Genomic DNA, 16,009 nt, shown 5'->3' with positions numbered 1-16,009 from the left:
AACTTTCGGATACACTCCCGATTTGTGTCAGCGAAGAGGCGGGTGACGATCGCACTGATCGCGGAGGAGGCCGGAGTCTCCATCCCGACGGTCTCCAAGGTCATCAACGGGCGCCCGGAGGTCGCCCCGGCGACCCGCCACCGGGTCGAACGGCTGCTCCAGGAGCACGGCTACCAGCGCCGGATCAGCCAGGACGACACCCCGGCGGGCCTGGTGGACCTGGTGTTCGCCGAGATCGAGTCGCCCTGGGCCATGGAGATCGTCCGCGGCGCGGAGAGCGCGGCCCACGAGGCCGGCGCCAGCGTCGTCGTCTCCGTCCTGCACACGCACGCCGGCCCCGGCCGCGACTGGCTGGAACGCCTGGCGGCGCGGAGGACCGACGGCGTGGTGATCGTCGCCTCGCGCCTGTCGACCGGCATCCAGGCCCAGCTCAGCGCCCGTTCGCTGCCGTTCGCCGTGGTGGACCCCGAAGGCGAGCCCGCGCCCGGCGTCGTGTCGGTCGGGGCGACCAACTGGAACGGCGGCCTCGCCGCCACCCGCCACCTCCTGGAGCTCGGCCACCGGCGCATCGGCATGATCAGCGGCCCGGCCGACATGCTGTGCAGCCAGGCGCGGATCGACGGCTATCGCGCGGCTCTGGAGACGGCCGGACTTCCGGTCATCCCCGACCTGATCAAACGTGGCACGTTCCTCGTCGACTCCGGCCACGACCAGGGTCACGCCCTGCTCTCCCTGCCGGAGCCGCCCACCGCCATCTTCGCCGGCAGCGACCTCATGGCCTTCGGCGTCTTCGAGGCCGCCCGCCAGCGCGGGCTGCGCGTTCCCGAGGACCTGAGCGTGGTGGGCTTCGACGACCTGCCGCTGGCCAAGTCGGCCTGGCCGCCGCTGACGACCGTACGCCAGCCGCTGCAGGAGATGGCGGCCCTGGCCACGCGGACGGTGCTGGCGATGGGGCACGGGGACGTACCGGAGACGAAACGGGTCGAACTGGCCACTGAGCTGATCGTCAGGGACAGCACGGCCCGCCACGAGCTCTAGCAGTCCTGCCCGGCCTCAGGCCGCAGCAGGTCGCGCAGGCGGGCGGCGTACGCGCGGGGATGGCTGGTGTTGCCGTTGTGGCCGCCGGGGAACTCCACCGGCACGGTGCCGAGCCGCCTGGCCAGCTCGACCGCGCACCGGTGGTCGAAGACGGTGCGCGGCGTGGCGACCCCGGTCGCGGGGACGATGCGGGTGCGGCAGCCGGTGAGGTCGAGCTCGTCCTCGATGACGGCGCGGAAGTCGTGCCGGAGGAAGAAGTCGAAGTTCGCCCGGCGCAGTGGTGTCATGGGCTGCGGGGTCAGCCCCGGCTCGGTGTCGCCGCCGGTGATGCCGAGCACGCGCGCCACCTCCTTGAGCGCGACGGGCAGCCCGGCCCGCAGGTAGAGCTCGCGCAGCTCGGCCAGCTCGGCGCGGTGCCCGGCCCGCTCGGGCGCGGGCAGCAGCCAGGGCGAGACGGGCTCGTGGGCGATGAGCAGGCTGAGCTGCTCGGGGTGGCGGACGGCCAGGTGCAGGCCGATGGAGGCGCCCAGGCTCTGGCCCAGCATGACGACGGGCCGGTCGGTGAGGTGCGCGAGCAGCCGGTGCACGTCGTCGGCGTGCTGCTCGACGGTGACGCCCGGGCCCGCGTCGATGGTGCTGCGGCTCAGGCCGCGCCGGTCGTAGGTGATCACGGTGTGCTCGGCGGCGAGCAGGTCGACCAGGTCGGCGCTGCGGTCCGCGTCGCCCTCGCCGCTCTGGGAGATCAGCAGGTACGGCCCCGAGCCGCGGATCTCGTAGTGGAGGCGGGCGCCCGGCACGCGCAGGAGGTCTGTGCTCATGCCCGTCACTCTAATCCATCATTTCTGATGCATCAAATTTGATGGATTAACCGCGCAGGTCCGGGATGAGCTGGTCCGCCAGTTCCTCCAGCGCCGTCACGGTCCTGCGGACGCGCTGCGGGTCCTCCGTGCCCAGCGCCGCCGCCAGCGCGTCGTCGATCGGCGTGTCCCTGATCTGCGACACCCGCTCCGACACCTCGGGCGTCTCGCGGATGATCGTGCGCCGCCGGTCCCGCGGATCGGTCTCGGCCGTCACCGCGCCCGCCGTGCGCAGCCGCGCGATGGCCGCGGACACCGCGCTCTGCGGCAGCCCCGTACGGGCGGCGATCGCGCCCACCGTGGTGTCCGGATGGGCACGCAGGTCGCTCACCACGATCAGCACGGTGCGCACGCTCGTGGACTGCTCGCCGATCCCCTCGGTCGGCATCGCCTCCTCGCCGATCTTCATCAGCGTCCGGCCCAGCAGGAACAACTCGACCCCATTCACCCGCAGCACCCTACAGGCGGGGGTCGGTAGGGTCGGGTGACGTGACGACGGAGCTGGAGTGTCTTGCCGAACGGCTGCGCGAGTTCGCGCGGGTCAGGGAGTGGGAGGGGTTCCACACGCCGAAGAACCTCGCCATGGCGCTGGCGGGCGAGGTCGGCGAGCTGGTGGCGGAGTTCCAGTGGCTCACCGCCGAGGAGTCGGCGAACCCCGACCCCGACACGCTGGCCAGGATGCGCACCGAGCTGGGCGACGTGACCCTCTATCTCGTACGGCTGGCGGACGTGCTCGGCGTGGACCTGGTGCAGGCGGCGCGGGCCAAACTGGAGGACAACGACCGCCGCTACGACGCCGAGCGCTACCGCGGATCCGCCAGAAAGGCCCCACCCTCCTGATCCGCCGGGCCCCGTCGGCCCTGTCGCCCGCGTGCTTGCCAAAGGCTCAGCCGCGCGGACAAAAGCACATAGGGTGACCACCATGAAATTCGGGGTGCTGGGGCCGCTGGCGGTCTGGACCGACGCGGGGCAGGCCGTGACGGTTCCCGGTCTCAAGGTCAGGGCGCTCCTCGTCGACCTGCTCGTCCACGAGGGCCACCCCGTCTCCGCCGACCGGCTCGTGCACGACCTGTGGGGCGAGGAGCAGCCGGCCAATCCGGCGGGCGCGCTGCAGGTCCGTGTCTCGCAGCTGCGCAAGGCGTTCGAGGACGCCGAGGCCGGCGGCAAGAACCTGGTCGTGTCCCGCGCGCCCGGCTACCTGCTCCGCACCGACGAGGGCGCGCTCGACGCCGTACGCTTCGCGGAGCTGCTGGCCAGGGCCGAGAACACCGAGAGCCCGCGCACCAGGGCCGGGCTGCTGGCCGACGCGCTGGCGCTGTGGCGCGGGCCCGCGTACGCGGACTTCGCCGACGAGGAGTACACGCGCTCGGCCGTGCACCGCCTGGAGGAGCAGCGGCTGTCGGCGCTGGAACAGCACGCCGAGGCGCGCCTGGAGCTGGGCGAGCACGGGTTGCTCGTCGGCGAGCTGGGCGACCTGGTGGGCCGCCATCCGCTCAGGGAACGGCTGCGCGCCGTCCACATGCGCGCCCTGTACCGGGCCGGGCGGCAGAGCGAGGCGCTGGCCGCGTACGGCGAGTTGCGCGACCGGCTGGCCGACGAGCTGGGCCTCGACCCAGGGCCCGAGCTGGTCGCGTTGCACCAGGCGATCCTCGGCCAGGATCCGGCGCTGAGCGTGCCCGCCGGGCGTCCCGTGACCAACCTGCCCGCCCCCGTCAGCAAGCTGATCGGCCGGGAGGAGGCGCTGGCCGAGGTCTGCGCGCTGGTCGAGGAGGAACGGCTGGTGACGCTCACCGGCAGCGGCGGGGTCGGGAAGACCCGGCTGGCGCTGGAGGCGGCGAACCGGCTGGCCGACGGATTCGCCGACGGGGCCTGGCTGGTGGCGCTGGACCAGGGCTCCCGGTCCCCGGCGGAGGCGGTCATGGCGGCCCTGGACATCAGGGAGGAGGCCGGCGGGGAGCTCGCGGTGCTGGGCGGGCGGCTGGCCGCCGCGCTCAGGACCCGGCGCACGCTGCTCCTGCTCGACAACTGCGAGCACGTGGTCGACCAGGTCGCCGAGCTGGCCGAGCTGCTCCTGGGGGCCTGCCCCGACCTGCGCATCCTGACCACGAGCCGGGAGCCGCTGGCCGTCTCCGGCGAGGTGCTGTGGAGCGTGCCGCCGCTCGACGTGCCCACCAGTGCCGACCTGGCCGCCATGGCGCGCTCCAACGCCGTACGGCTGTTCGTCTCCAGGGCCGCCGCCTCCGCCAGGGGCTTCGCGCTGGACGCGGGCAACGCGCAGGCCGTCGCGCAGCTGTGCCGCCGCCTCGACGGCATCCCGCTGGCGCTGGAGCTGGCCGCGACCCGGGTGCGGGCGCTGGGCGTGCACGGGGTGGTGTCCCGGCTGGACGACAGGTTCCGGCTGCTGGCCTCAGGGCAGCGCGGCGCGCCGGCCCGCCAGCAGACGCTCACCGCCGTGATCGACTGGAGCTGGGACCTGCTGTCCGAGGACGAGCGCGTCGTCCTGCGCCGCCTGGCCGTGCACGCCGACGGCTGCACGCTGGAGGCCGCCGAGTCCGTGTGCGCGGCCGGCGGCGAGAGCGGGCTCGACGTGCTGGACCTGCTCGCCCGCCTGGTCGACCGCTCCCTGGTCGTGGTCGTGGACGGCCCCGCCGGGATGCGGTACCGGCTGCTGGAGTCGGTGTCGGAGTACTGCCTGGCCAGGCTGTCGGAGGCCGGCGAGCTCGATCGGGTCCGCCTGGCGCACCTGAACCACTACCTGGACCTGGCCGTACGCGCTGAGCCCGGTCTGTACGGGGCCGAGCAGCGGGATTGGCTGCCGCGCCTGGACGCCGAGGCCGCCAACATGCGCGCGGCGCTCGACACGGCGGTGGCGCGGGGGGACGCCGGCGGGGCGGCGCGGCTGGTCAACGCGCTGGCCTGGTACTGGTTCCTGCGCGGCCGGCTGGCCGAGGGCAGACGCGCTCTCGCGACGGCCCTGGCGATCCCACGCACCCAAGACGCCGGCGCGGCGCTGTCCAGGGCAGCGGGGTGGGAGGTCGGGTTCGCTCTCCTGGCGGGCGAACGAGCCGACTGGAAGCCCGTGATCGAGGCCATCGAGGACCCGGGGGAGCGGGCCAGGGCCGAGCTGTTCGCCGCGCTGCACGTCGACGACATGCCGACCGGGCAACTGCTGGTGGAGCGGGCGCTGGTCACGTTCAGGGAGCTGAACGACCGGTGGGGCATCGCCACCGCGCTCACCCGGCAGGCCATGGACGCCTTCACCGTGCGCGACGTCGAGGCGCTCGAACGGATCGCGGGAGAGAGCGCCCGGCTGTTCACCGAACTGGGGGACCGGTGGGGGCTGCTGCGGGCCACCGAATGGCTCGCCTCGCTGGCCCAGATGTCCAACGACGTCGAACGGGCCGTCCAGCTGTTCGGCGAGGGGCTGCGCATGGCCGAGGAGCTCGGGCTGTGGTCGGAGGTCTGCACGCACATCGCCTGGCTCGGCTGGGTCGCCATGCAGAGCGGCGACCTCGACCGGGCCGTCGAGCTGTCCGGCCGGGCGCTGAAGCTGGCCGAGGCCCAGGGGTACAGCAAGGGCTCCACCATGGCCGAGATGGGCCTGGCCTACGCCGCCCGCCGGTCGGGGCGACTGGAGCTGGCCGAGAAGCACCTGCTCCACCTGCTCGAACCGCTGTCCAGGGACCCCGACGCGGAGCCGGCCCTGCACCTGCCCGACACACTGCTCGAACTCGGCTACCTGAGGGAGCTGCGCGGCGACAGGACCGCCGCCATGGAGCTGCACATCGAGGCGCTGGCCGCCGGCGCGAAGGTCGGGGACCCCCGGACGATGGCGAGCGCCGTCGAGGGCGCGGCCGCGGCCGCTGACTCGGCCGAACTGACCGCGATCCTGCTGGGGCTGGCGGACGCGGCCAGGCGGCAGCACCAGTCGCCCGCCGGGATGCCGGAACAGGTCGACATCTCGCGGGCCGCGGCGCGGGCACGGGAGGAGCTGGGGGAGGAGGCGTTCGCGGCGGCGTACGCGAAGGGGGCGTCGTACAAGCTCGACGACGCCCAGAACCTGCTCACGCCGCTCGGGTGACCGACGGGCCGCTCAGCCACCGTCCGACCCTTCCGTCGTCACGGCTGAGCCGCCGTAGTCCTTCGTGGCCGCCACCGTCGAGTCGAGGCGGGATCGTGGCCGCTCGGCCGGCCGTCGGATCGGCGGCGGTCAGGTCGTGGGACGGGGGGAGACGTCTGAGGCGGCGCGCCAGGCCAGGAGGCCCGCTCCCAGCAGGCCGGCCCGCGGGCCCAGGCGCGAGGCCCGGATCACGGGGGCCGGGCGGAAGGAGAGCCGGGCGGCCAGCCGTTCGCGCAGCGGCACGAGCAGTGCGTCGCCCGCGAGCGACACCCCGCCGCCGATGACGATCTCCGCCGGATCCAGGGTCAGCGTGTACGTCGCCAGCGCCACGGCCAGCGCCTCCACCGCGTCCGCCCACACCTTCGCGGCCCGCGCGTCCCCTGACGCGACCAGCCGGACCACCTCCTCGGCCGAGCCCACCTCGCACCGCGCCGCCACGGCCGAGCCCGACGCGTACGCCGCCAGGCATCCCCTCTGACCGCATCCGCAGGCCGCCCCGTCCGGCCACACCGGGATGTGCCCGATCTGCCCGGCCCATCCTCCCGCGCCTCCGTACAGGGATCCCGACAGCACCACGGCGCCCGCGATCCCCGTGCCGATCGGCAGGTACAGCACGTCGCGCCCGCCGCCCCCGTAGGCGAGCTCCGCCTCCCCGGCCGAGCGCACGTCGTGGCCCAGCGCGACGGGCAGGTCCCCGTCGGCGAGCGGACCGGCGAACGCGGCGGCGGGCACGTCACGCCAGCCGAACGCGGCGGCGAAGACCGCGTGCGTCGGCGTCACCAACCCCGGCACAGCCACCCCCACCCCCACCAGCCGCCCCTCACCCGGGTCCCCGCTCAGGACGCCGTTCCGGGGGCGGGACAGGTCGGTGACGAAGGTGGAGACGGCCTCGATGACCCGGTCGGGGCCTTCGGCGCGAGGGGTCGGGCGGCGTTCGAAGTGGAGGATCGTCCCGTCCCTGGCGATGAATCCGCCTTTCATGGTGGTTCCACCGACATCGACCGCCGCGACATAGTCCATTGGGACATCGTCCCCCACGGGGGGACCACCGTTCAGGAGCGGGCCTCGACGTGCGCGGACAGGCGGTCGAAGAAGGTGATCCAGCCCGCCTTGGCCTGCTCGGCATGCTCCTGGTCGGTGTTGACGCCGTACTGGTGGAAGCGCATCTCGGTCCTGCCGTCCGCCTCGGTCAGGCGGATCGTCACGACGGACGCGGGCGCGTCGCCGGGGTTGTCGGGGTCGCCGGTGGTGAACACCAGCCGCTCCGGCGCCGACACCTCCCGGTACGTCCCGCCCATCGTCACCTCGAACCCCTCCTCGCCCACCAGCGTCGTCTGCCAGGCCCCGCCCGGCCGCGCGTCCAGGGTGATCCGGCCCACCGGCGTGGACAGCGTCTCCGGCCCGAACCAGCGGGAGAACCGCTCGGGCTCGGTCCAGGCGGCCCACACCGTCTCGCGGGGGGCGTCGAAGTCGCGGATGAGGTCGTATTCGGCGGTCTGGCTCATCATCCCGGTCCTCCATGCTCTGTGGCTTGATGACCTCAACGATGCCGTGCGCGGCTTACGATCCCCTTCTCCTCACCTTTAGGCGCGTGGCAGGGTGGAGCGCATGAGGATCGTTCGCGCGGCAAGGGTGCTCACCGGACGCCGGGGAGAGGTGATCGCCGACGGAGAGGTCCTCATCGACGGCGGCCGGATCGTCTCCGTCGGGCCGCGCGGCAGCGCGGGCGAGGCGGGCGAGGGCGGCGAGGTCCTGGAGCTGCCGGAGCACACCGTGCTGCCCGGCCTGATCGACGCGCACGTGCACCTGGGGTTCGACGCCCAGGTCGATCCGGTGACCAGACGCAGCCCCGAGAGCGAGCGCCACCTGCTGCTGCGGATGGCGGAGAACGCCCGCAAGCTCGTCTCCGCGGGCGTCACCACGGCCCGCGACCTCGGCGCGCGCGACTTCCTCGACCTGGCGCTGCGCGACGCGATCGAGGAGGGCCGGGCCGTCGGCCCGCACATCGTCGCCGCCACCAGGCCCATCACCCTCACCGGCGGCCACTGCTGGTACATGGGCGGCGAGGCCGACGACGAGGCCGGCGTGCGCCGGGTGGCCAGGGAGAACCTGCGCGCGGGCGCCGACTGCCTCAAGGTGATGGCCTCGGGCGGCCTGATGACCCCGGGCGCGCCGCCCAGCTGGGTGCCGCAGTACACGACCGAGCAGTTGCGCGCCGTCGTCGAGGAGGCGGCCACGCGCGGCAAGGGTGTCGCCGCCCACGCCCACGCGCACGCGGCGATCCGCAGCTCCCTGGAGGCGGGGGTCGCCACCATCGAGCACTGCACGTTCTTCACCCCGTCGGGCCACCGCTACGACGCCAAGCTCGCCGAGCTGATCGCCGCCGCCGGCACGTACGTCTGCCCCACCGTGCACGGCGCGTTCGAGCGCATCCGCGCGGCGCACGGGCAGGAGATGCTGGACGGCTGGCTGCACGGGATCTCCTCCATGCGGGAGGCGGGGGTGCGCCAGATCGCGGGCACCGACTGCGGGTTCGCGGCCGGCGGCGTGGCGAACCCGGCCGACCTGTACGTGGGCGGCCTGGAGGTGTTCGCGATGGCCGGCTACGGCAACGCGGAGATCATCGAGCTGGCCACCGTGCTGGCCGCCGACGCCTGCGGGGTGGGCGAGGTCACCGGCAGCCTCGATCCCGGCAAGCGGGCCGACCTCATCGCCGTCGCGGGCAATCCGCTCGAACGCCTCGCCGACCTGCGCGACCTCGCGCTCGTCCTGGTCTCGGGGCGCTCCGTCGGCCAGACGGGCGTGGACACCGTGACCTCGTCGGTCGGCTGACCTCATGAAGCGGAGTCGCGTCCGTCCCCGGAGTGACCGAGTCCGTCGTACGAAGGAGATCCCATGCTGCCCTGGTCCGCCGAGCTGGCCGGACGTCTCGATCACCACGTCGTCGACAGCGCGCTGCTGCGGGACAACCCCCTGGGCGACCCGCACGAGCGGCCCCTGGTCGTGTACGTCCCGCCGGGCTACGACGACGACCCCGAGCGCCGCTACCCCTCCATCTACGTGCTGCTCGGCTACACCGGGCACGTCGCCATGTGGTTCAACCGGGCGCCGTTCCGCCAGCCGTACCCCGAGCTGGCCGACGCGTTGTTCGCCGGCGGCGACGTGCCGCCCGCCGTCGTCGTGTACGTCGACGCCTGGACCGCGCTCGGCGGCAGCCAGTACCTCGACTCGCCCGGCACCGGCCGCTACCACTCCTACCTGCGCGACGAGATCGTCCCGTACGTGGACGCGCACTACCGGACGATCGCCGACCGCGACCACCGCGCCGTCACCGGCAAGTCCAGCGGCGGCTACGGGGCCATGGTGAGCGCCATGCTGGCGCCCGACGTGTTCGGCGCGCTGGCCACGCACGCCGGCGACGCGCTGTTCGAGGTGGCCGCCCGGCCCAGCTTCCCCGGGCTGGCGCGCAGGCTGCGCGACATGTACGACGGCTCGTACGACACGTTCCTGACCGACTTCCGCGGCCGCCTGGCCGGCACCAAGGAGGGCGACCTCGAACTGCTGGAGATGTACGCCTACGCGGCCGCCTACTCCGCCGACGACGACGGCACCGTGCGGCTGCCGTTCGACGACACGGGCGCCGTGGTGCCCGAGGTCTGGCAGCGCTGGCTCGACCGCGACCCGGTCGTCATGGCCGGTGAGCCCCGCTACGCCGAGGCGCTGCGTTCGATGCGCGCCATCTGGGTCGACGCCGGCCGCCGCGACGAGTACTTCCTCGACTTCGGCGCCGTGGCGTTCCACCGGGCGGTGCAGGCGGCGGGCGTGCCGGGCGAGCGGATCCACTTCGAGCTCTTCGACGCGGGTCACGGCGGCATCGAGTACCGCTACCCGCTCGCCCTCGCCTGGTTGTCGCGCCGGCTCAGCAAGTGATCCCGCCCGGTCGTGGCGCCCACCGGCGGGCGCCGGTGACCGTTAGGCTGCCGCAGTGACTCCTCCGCCCACTAAAGAGGGCAGCTTCTCGCTAAGCCGCTGCGGCTTCGCGAAGGGCAAGCCCTGCCCGGAGAATGTTGATCGCCGCGTTGACGTCGGCGTGCGCGGTGTGGCCGCACGCCGTACAGGCGAATTCGGCTTGGGTGGCGCGGTTCTCTTTCGCCATGTGCCCGCATGGGGCGCACGTGCGGGAGGTGTTGTGGGGGTCCACGGAGATCAGCTCTCGACCGGCGCTTTCAGCCTTGTGCGCGAGGACGCCCAGGAACACCCCCCAACCCGCGTCCAGGATGCTCTTGTTCAGTCCGGCCTTGGCCGCCGCGCGGTTGGGCAGGTAGCCGCCTTCTCCGTCTGGTTTCGGGGCTGGGCTCTTGGTCATGTTCGCGATCCGCAGGTCCTCGTGCACGATCATGTCGTAGTCGCGGACCAGGGCGTTCGCGGCCTTGTGCGCGCCGTCGAGCCGTTGACGCCGGACCTTGCCGTGCAGGGCTGCGACGCGGGCGACCGCCTTACGGCGGCGCTTGGACCCGCGCTTGTTACGGGCGAGGTCCTGCTGAGCGGCTGCCAGCTTCCCGGCGGACGCCGCGAGGTGTCGCGGGTTGCCGACCTGCTCGCCGTCCGAGGTGGTCAGGAACGACGCCACGCCCATGTCCACGCCGACGACCGCACCCGTGGCGGGCAGGATCTCGGCGGGCACGTCGTCGCACGACAGGACGACGTACCAGCGGGAGCCTTCCCGCTTGACACTGATCGTCTTCACCCGGCCCCGGACCGGGCGGTGCCGGTGCACGCGGACATGCCCGACGCCTTGAAGGCGGACGAACGTGGCGGGACGGGTGCTCGGGCTGGGAGTCCCACCGGCAGCCGTCGCCGTCCTTGGGCCACTCAACCGTGTCGAACCAGCCCCGGCCCTTGAACCGCGGGAAGCCAGGAGTGCGACCGGCCTTGACGCGGTCGAAGAACGCGCGGAACGCCTTGTCCAGGCGGCGTAGGGTGGCCTGCTGGGAGGAGAACGACCAGTGCGCCTGATCGGGGTCGCAGGCGCGGATCTCCTTGAGCTGGGCGGACTGGTCGCCGTACCGGATCGACACCTGGGACCGCTTGTACGCCTCGCGTCGCTCCAAAAGCGCCGCGTTGTACAGGGCGCGGTGGTCGTCCAGGCACGCGGTGAGCGCGGCCTGCTGATGCACGGTCGGACGCATGAGGAATTTGTAAGACCTACGCGTGGCTACCCGCCTGGGGCGCCCGCTCATACTGCGTCTCGATGTAACGCCGCACCGTCTCTGCGGACACGGCTCCGACGGTGGCCACGAAGTAGGACCGCGACCACAGCGTGGGCAACTGGGAACGCAGGTGAGCGAACTCGGCGCGCAGGTGGTGCGAGGTGAACCCTTTGAACTGGTTGGCCACATACGACGGCGAGTTCTTCGGATGCGGCTTGACGAACAGGTGCACGTGGTCGGGCATCACCTCAAGCGCCACGATCTCCCACCCGTGCTCGTCGGCCTTGACACGGATCAGCTCCTCCAAGCGGGCCTTCACCGGGCCGCCCAGAACGGGACCGCCGTACTTCGGGCACCACACGACGTGGTACCCGAGCTCATACGCCGCACCGGGGGAGGCGCGCACCTGACGAGTCACACGATCATTATGAAAACGTCACATATCTAGTGCGCGATGAACGGAGATCTCTGATGGCCGAATCTGGCGGGTCACTGCACGCTCGGGCCTTGGCGGCCCTCCCGCTCCCCATTCCCCCGACGGCTCAAGCCGCCGGTCCCCTCGGGAGGTACTGATGGAACTGAAGGACCAGGTACGCGAGCTGCGCCGGCAGGGCAAGTCGCCCAAGGAGATCGCCCGCGCGCTCAAGGTGTCCCCGTCGGTCGTCGCGCCGCTGGTGCGGGCCGTCGCCGCCGAAGCCGCCGGCGCCGCCGAGAGCGGCGACCCGGCCGAGGCCGAGGTCGTCGGCTGCTGGATCAACGCGGGCTGGAGCGAAGGGCTCGGCTTCGACCGGAGCACCGGCTGGGTGGACGACGCCCCCGACTCCGGCGCCGGCGGCGCGGTCTCCGTGCTCGTCGCCCGCCGCCACACGTGGGACCGGCTGTCGGTCTGCGGCTACCTGGCCGACGTCCACTGCCTGGGCGTGAAGAACGTCATCGGCCCCGACGTGCTCAACGACCGCGACCTCGTCCGTTTCCGCGAATACTTCTTCGGCGAGTACGCGGGCTGGCAGGAGGTGCCGATCGAGCTGGTCAGGCAGCTCGTGTACGGGTCCATCGACTACGCGCGCACGCTCGGTTTCGAGCCGGACGAGGGCTTCACGCTCGGCTCCGAGCTGCTCGGCAAGTGGGAGGGCGGCTCGACGATCACGTTCGGCCGCGACGGCAAGCCCTTCTACCGGGAGGGTCCGCAGGACGACGGGGCCAAGGTCGTCCGCATGCTGCGGCGCCGGCTCGCCGACGACGAGTTCGGCTACGTCCTCGCGGGGCAGTGACGCGCTTCGACCGTCGCAGGACGGTGACGCGCCTCGGCCCGCGTCATCGCAGGCCGGTGACGTGCTTCGGTCACGTCATCGCAGGCCGGTGACGCGCATCGTCAGGTTGAGCCGGCCGGAGGCCAGCCCGGTGGCGGGATCGCCCGTCCCCGGGTAGACCTTCGGGACGCCGTGGTAGGCGAAGCGCGACGGCCCGCCGAACACGAACAGGTCGCCCGAGGCGAGCCGCACGTCGGTGTACGGGCGGCCGCGCGTCTCGGGGTTGCCGAAGCGGAAGAGGCAGGCGTCGCCGATGCTCAGCGACACCACGGGGGCGTCGGACTTCTCGTCCTTGTCCTGGTGCATGCCCATCTTCGCCTCGCCGTCGTAGAAGTTGATCAGCGCGGTGTCGGGCTCGTACGCGTCGGGGTCGTACACGTCGAGCCCGTACGCGCCGGGCTCGTACGGCCGGGACGTGGTCGATCCGCCGTCGGCGCTCTCGGCGCGGGCGGCGGGGCCGTCGGCGTCGGACAGGGCGCGGCGGCCCAGGTCGGCCAGCCAGCCGGGGAAGTCCGCCACCTGCCGGCCGTTCACGTCGTGGGCCAGGCGGGTGTACCGGTACGGCTGCCAGTGCCAGCCCACGCAGACGGTCTGGACCGACATGACGCCGCCCCTCGGCAGCACGGTGTGCCGGATCGGCACGGGGCCCTGGGCCCAGGCGCGGCAGGCGTCCACGAGGTGACGCTGCTCGTCGAGCGTGAGCCAGCCGGGGACGTGGACCGCGCCGGGGGCGATTTCTCTCGGGGGGAGGGAGATCACGATATTTCCCGAAAAATCACGTTTCGGCCGATCTGCCAGGCATTTCCGTCGTGGTCGGCACCGCGCATGCCCTCCAGTGTCCCAGGCGGGGCCAGCGCGACCGCGCGGGCGGTGGCGGCGAAGCCGTACGTACGGGCAGGATCCCACTCCGTGCTGCGCCGCAGCCGCTCACTCATGCCGGCCCACCCGGACGGCGCGCCGGCCACCACCCAGGCGTCCGGCTCGCCCGCCGTGAACCGCCTGGCCTGCCGCAGCCAGGAGGCCGCCCGCTCCGGCCAGCTGACCACCGCCAGCACCGTCCCCTCCCAGGTCCGCGCGAACGCCTCGGCGGCGGGCCCGGCATCCCGCCCATGCCCGACCACGACCGTACGAGCGCCCTGTCTTCGGACAAGCTCGACAACCCGCGCCAACTCCACCGCCCCGAACCCGTCCGCCTCCCTCTCCTTCATCACTTGGCGTCGTGGAAGACGAGGCCCAGCGTGTGGCGCAGGCCGGAGCGTACGGTGCTCACCCCGTGCCGCACCGGCGAGGCCGACCAGCCGCGCGCCGACCGGACCGGCCGGTCCCGCGTGGTGAAGATCAGTCCGTGTCCCTGCGGCAACAGCGTCACCGTCCCCCGCGACTGCGCCCGGGGCCGCTGCTCGACCAGCAGGAACTCCCCGCCGGTGTAGTCCGCGCCGGGCCGGTCCAGCCCGATCACCACCTGCAGCGGGAAGACCAGGTCCCCGTACAGGTCGCGGTGCAGGGCGTTCCAGTCGTCGCTCCGGTAGCGCAGCAGGATCGGCGTCGGCCGCGTCTGGCCGGCCGCGTGACACATGTCCAGCCATTCACCGAAATCGTCCGGCCACGGCGCGGGCTGCCCCAGCCTGGCCGCCCAGTCCCGGGCGATCGGCAGCAGCCGGGGATAGAACGCCGCCCGCAGCCGTTCGACCAGCGGCGGGAGCGGGTGGTCGAAGTACCGGTACTGCCCGGCGCCGAACCGGTAGCGCTCCATGTCGATGGTGGCCCGGAAGAATTCCGCCTCCTCGTACAATCCGGCGATCTGCCGGCATTCCTCCGGGGTGAGCACCTGCGGCGTCAGCGCGCACCCGTACGCGTCCAGCTCTCCGGCCAGCCCGGCCCAGTCGGCCCGCTCGACCTGGTCCAGCGTCTTCGTCATGAGGCGCTCCAGAGCTGGGGCTGCAGCACGCCTTCGAGCGTGAGCAGGGCGTGCTTGCGTTCGAGGCCGCCCGCGTACCCGGTCAGAGCGCCGTTCGCGGCGACGACGCGGTGGCAGGGCAGCACGAGGAGCAGCGGGTTCGCGCCGACGGCGGCTCCGACGGCGCGGACCCGGTCGGCGGGCGCGCCGATGCGCGCGGCCAGCGCGCCGTAGCTGATCGTGGTCCCGTACGGCAGCGCCGCCACCGCCGCCCACACCCGTTCGTGGAAGGTGCTGCCTCGCGTGGAGAACGGCAGGTCGAACGCGGTACGCTCGCCCGCGAAGTACTCGCCGAGCTGCCGCTCCGCCGCGGCGAACGCGCGCGGCTCACGCCGCCACCCGTCCCGCGCCGAGGTCACGTCGAACGACACGCGGGTCAGCACGGAACCGTCCCCGGCGAGCAGGATCTCACCCAGCGGGCTGTCGATCGTGGTGTAGATGTCCATACCCTCTACAACACCGCCGCGCCCGTCCAGGGCGGCGGTTTTCGGACATCGCGGCACCCCTTTTCCCGCCCGGATTGGACGATCATCGAACGGGAAGCGTACGCTCACCGCAGTTGCGAGCTAGGAGTGAGCATGGCCGAGTCGCGCGAGCACACCTTCACCGGCGCCAAGGGCCGCATCACGGTCCGCGCGTGGCCACGTGACCTGCCCCGATACCTCGCCATCCTGGTCCACGGCTACGGCGAGCACATCGGCCGCTACGAGTACGTGGCCGACCGCCTCGTCCGCCACGGTGCCGCCGTCTACGGCCTCGACCACATGGGTCACGGCAAGTCGGAGGGTGACCGGGTGCTGATCGAGGACTTCGAAGACGTGGTCACCGACGTGCACACCGTCGAGGAGCAGGCCAGGGCCGACCATCCCGGCGTCCCCGTCGTCGTGATCGGCCACTCGATGGGCGGCATGATCGCCGCCCGCTACGCCCAGCGCTACGCCTCCGGCCTGACCGCGCTCGTCCTGTCCGGGCCGGTGATCGGGGAGTGGGCGATCGTGCCCGAACTGCTCACGTACGAGGAGCCGCCGGACACCCCCATCGACCCCGCCACGCTCTCCCGCGACCTGTCCGTCGGGGCCGCGTACGCCGAGGACCCGCTGGTGTGGCACGGCCCGTTCAGGCGCACGACGCTGGAGGCGTTCGCGACGGCGCTGGACACGATCGCCAAGGGCGGCACGTTCGGCGCGCTGCCCACGCTGTGGGTGCACGGGGAGGACGACCAGCTCGTCCCGCTGCCGGGCAGCCGCTCGGGCATCGATGCCGTGCGAGGCGGCGACCTCACGGAACGGATCTACCCAGGGGCCAGGCACGAGGTCTTCAACGAGACCAACAAGGACGAGGTCCTGGACGACGTGACCTCCTTCATCGACCGCACCCTCCCCACCTGACCCCTTCGCCCCCCTTCGCCCCCCTTCGACCCCGACGAGAGTGGCGCTCTTCGGCTCGGCGGGAACGCCACCCCTGAGCATCGGCGGGAAAGCCGCCCTTCGCGTCTGACCGAAAACCCTCCGGTACCG

Annotated in this window: 17 protein-coding genes and 1 pseudogene; 7 read left to right on the top strand and 11 right to left on the bottom strand. The window is 72.7% G+C overall.

The features are described from left to right. The first annotated feature begins 24 nt into the window (after positions 1–24). On the top strand, positions 25–1,038 hold the full coding sequence (locus OIE67_RS38415) for a LacI family DNA-binding transcriptional regulator (RefSeq protein ID WP_106252354.1): 1,014 nt from the start codon (positions 25–27) through the stop codon (positions 1,036–1,038). Here OIE67_RS38415 and OIE67_RS38410 read toward each other — a convergent pair. After that, the gene (locus OIE67_RS38410) at positions 1,035–1,856 is read right to left on the bottom strand and encodes an alpha/beta fold hydrolase (RefSeq protein ID WP_326629725.1); all 822 of its coding nucleotides are present in this window, start codon (positions 1,854–1,856) and stop codon (positions 1,035–1,037) included. The genes OIE67_RS38415 and OIE67_RS38410 overlap by 4 nt on opposite strands. A gap of 46 nt (positions 1,857–1,902) precedes the next feature. After that, on the bottom strand, positions 1,903–2,343 hold the full coding sequence (locus OIE67_RS38405) for a MarR family winged helix-turn-helix transcriptional regulator (RefSeq protein ID WP_326629723.1): 441 nt from the start codon (positions 2,341–2,343) through the stop codon (positions 1,903–1,905). Positions 2,344–2,384: 41 nt separating this feature from the next. Between OIE67_RS38405 and OIE67_RS38400 the strand changes: the two genes are divergently transcribed. Both OIE67_RS38400 and OIE67_RS38395 read left to right on the top strand, forming a co-directional pair. Continuing rightward, positions 2,385–2,735: a nucleotide pyrophosphohydrolase gene (locus OIE67_RS38400; RefSeq protein WP_106252357.1), complete on the top strand. Its 351-nt coding sequence runs from the start codon at positions 2,385–2,387 to the stop codon at positions 2,733–2,735. 82 nt (positions 2,736–2,817) lie between these two features. Beyond that, positions 2,818–5,976, top strand: coding sequence for a BTAD domain-containing putative transcriptional regulator (locus OIE67_RS38395; RefSeq protein WP_326629720.1), 3,159 nt, complete (start codon positions 2,818–2,820; stop codon positions 5,974–5,976). Positions 5,977–6,105: 129 nt separating this feature from the next. On the opposite strand, the gene OIE67_RS38390 is transcribed toward OIE67_RS38395, so the two are convergent. Both OIE67_RS38390 and OIE67_RS38385 read right to left on the bottom strand, forming a co-directional pair. Then, the gene (locus OIE67_RS38390) at positions 6,106–7,035 is read right to left on the bottom strand and encodes an ROK family protein (protein ID WP_326629718.1); all 930 of its coding nucleotides are present in this window, start codon (positions 7,033–7,035) and stop codon (positions 6,106–6,108) included. A gap of 32 nt (positions 7,036–7,067) precedes the next feature. Then, positions 7,068–7,523 (bottom strand): SRPBCC family protein, encoded by a 456-nt coding sequence (locus OIE67_RS38385; protein WP_326629716.1) that lies wholly within the window; start codon positions 7,521–7,523, stop codon positions 7,068–7,070. Between the two features lie 100 nt (positions 7,524–7,623). On the opposite strand from OIE67_RS38385, the gene OIE67_RS38380 reads away from it, so the two are divergent. After that, positions 7,624–8,847: an amidohydrolase family protein gene (locus tag OIE67_RS38380; protein WP_326629714.1), complete on the top strand. Its 1,224-nt coding sequence runs from the start codon at positions 7,624–7,626 to the stop codon at positions 8,845–8,847. Positions 8,848–8,910: 63 nt separating this feature from the next. Continuing rightward, positions 8,911–9,945 (top strand): alpha/beta hydrolase, encoded by a 1,035-nt coding sequence (locus OIE67_RS38375; RefSeq protein WP_326629712.1) that lies wholly within the window; start codon positions 8,911–8,913, stop codon positions 9,943–9,945. Positions 9,946–10,036: 91 nt separating this feature from the next. On the opposite strand, the gene OIE67_RS38370 is transcribed toward OIE67_RS38375, so the two are convergent. From OIE67_RS38370 to tnpA, 3 genes and pseudogenes are all read right to left on the bottom strand, one after another. Next, positions 10,037–10,762: an RNA-guided endonuclease InsQ/TnpB family protein gene (locus OIE67_RS38370; RefSeq protein WP_326629710.1), complete on the bottom strand. Its 726-nt coding sequence runs from the start codon at positions 10,760–10,762 to the stop codon at positions 10,037–10,039. A 394-nt stretch (positions 10,763–11,156) separates the two neighbouring features. Continuing rightward, positions 11,157–11,204: pseudogene (locus tag OIE67_RS38365) on the bottom strand (hypothetical protein); the annotation flags it as partial. Positions 11,205–11,220: 16 nt separating this feature from the next. Beyond that, a complete protein-coding gene (gene tnpA / locus OIE67_RS38360; RefSeq protein WP_456094171.1) occupies positions 11,221–11,631 on the bottom strand; it encodes an IS200/IS605 family transposase in 411 nt (136 codons plus the stop codon). A 166-nt stretch (positions 11,632–11,797) separates the two neighbouring features. On the opposite strand from tnpA, the gene OIE67_RS38355 reads away from it, so the two are divergent. Next, positions 11,798–12,496 (top strand): helix-turn-helix domain-containing protein, encoded by a 699-nt coding sequence (locus OIE67_RS38355; RefSeq protein WP_245956667.1) that lies wholly within the window; start codon positions 11,798–11,800, stop codon positions 12,494–12,496. 75 nt (positions 12,497–12,571) lie between these two features. Here OIE67_RS38355 and OIE67_RS38350 read toward each other — a convergent pair whose 3' ends face one another. From OIE67_RS38350 to OIE67_RS38335, 4 genes are read right to left on the bottom strand one after another with little or no spacing between them, the layout of a single operon-like run. Next, entirely contained in the window at positions 12,572–13,297 is a 726-nt protein-coding gene (locus OIE67_RS38350) for an alpha-ketoglutarate-dependent dioxygenase AlkB family protein (protein ID WP_326645600.1), read from the bottom strand. Further along, complete coding sequence (locus OIE67_RS38345) at positions 13,291–13,743, bottom strand: type 1 periplasmic-binding domain-containing protein (protein WP_326629706.1); 453 nt, start codon at positions 13,741–13,743, stop codon at positions 13,291–13,293. Before OIE67_RS38345 ends, OIE67_RS38350 begins: the two co-directional genes overlap by 7 nt. Then, positions 13,743–14,453 carry a 2OG-Fe(II) oxygenase gene (locus OIE67_RS38340; protein WP_326629704.1) on the bottom strand — a complete coding sequence of 237 codons (711 nt, stop codon included), beginning with the start codon at positions 14,451–14,453 and terminating at the stop codon, positions 13,743–13,745. The genes OIE67_RS38345 and OIE67_RS38340 overlap by 1 nt, the downstream gene beginning before the upstream one ends. Then, positions 14,450–14,938 carry a methylated-DNA--[protein]-cysteine S-methyltransferase gene (locus OIE67_RS38335; protein ID WP_326629702.1) on the bottom strand — a complete coding sequence of 163 codons (489 nt, stop codon included), beginning with the start codon at positions 14,936–14,938 and terminating at the stop codon, positions 14,450–14,452. Before OIE67_RS38335 ends, OIE67_RS38340 begins: the two co-directional genes overlap by 4 nt. A gap of 132 nt (positions 14,939–15,070) precedes the next feature. Between OIE67_RS38335 and OIE67_RS38330 the strand changes: the two genes are divergently transcribed. After that, positions 15,071–15,880, top strand: a complete 810-nt coding sequence (locus OIE67_RS38330; RefSeq protein ID WP_326629700.1) for an alpha/beta hydrolase — start codon at positions 15,071–15,073, stop codon at positions 15,878–15,880. The last annotated feature ends 129 nt before the right edge of the window (positions 15,881–16,009 follow it).

Origin of the sequence: Nonomuraea fuscirosea (genome assembly GCF_035917475.1) — a bacterium.
In the GTDB taxonomy this organism is placed as follows: Bacteria; Actinomycetota; Actinomycetes; order Streptosporangiales; family Streptosporangiaceae; genus Nonomuraea; species Nonomuraea fuscirosea.
Note: the sequence above shows the minus strand (reverse complement) of the source record. Positions and strands in the feature narration are given on the sequence as shown.

Coding starts and splice junctions, on each gene's coding strand:
- OIE67_RS38375 (WP_326629712.1), top strand. CDS start 8,911: ATGCTGCCCTGGTCCGCCGAGCTGGCCGGACGTCTCGATCACCACGTC.
- OIE67_RS38330 (WP_326629700.1), top strand. CDS start 15,071: ATGGCCGAGTCGCGCGAGCACACCTTCACCGGCGCCAAGGGCCGCATC.
- OIE67_RS38380 (WP_326629714.1), top strand. CDS start 7,624: ATGAGGATCGTTCGCGCGGCAAGGGTGCTCACCGGACGCCGGGGAGAG.
- OIE67_RS38385 (WP_326629716.1), bottom strand. CDS start 7,523: ATGATGAGCCAGACCGCCGAATACGACCTCATCCGCGACTTCGACGCC.
- OIE67_RS38410 (WP_326629725.1), bottom strand. CDS start 1,856: ATGAGCACAGACCTCCTGCGCGTGCCGGGCGCCCGCCTCCACTACGAG.
- OIE67_RS38340 (WP_326629704.1), bottom strand. CDS start 14,453: ATGACGAAGACGCTGGACCAGGTCGAGCGGGCCGACTGGGCCGGGCTG.
- OIE67_RS38390 (WP_326629718.1), bottom strand. CDS start 7,035: ATGGACTATGTCGCGGCGGTCGATGTCGGTGGAACCACCATGAAAGGC.
- OIE67_RS38355 (WP_245956667.1), top strand. CDS start 11,798: ATGGAACTGAAGGACCAGGTACGCGAGCTGCGCCGGCAGGGCAAGTCG.
- OIE67_RS38345 (WP_326629706.1), bottom strand. CDS start 13,743: ATGAAGGAGAGGGAGGCGGACGGGTTCGGGGCGGTGGAGTTGGCGCGG.
- OIE67_RS38395 (WP_326629720.1), top strand. CDS start 2,818: ATGAAATTCGGGGTGCTGGGGCCGCTGGCGGTCTGGACCGACGCGGGG.
- OIE67_RS38335 (WP_326629702.1), bottom strand. CDS start 14,938: ATGGACATCTACACCACGATCGACAGCCCGCTGGGTGAGATCCTGCTC.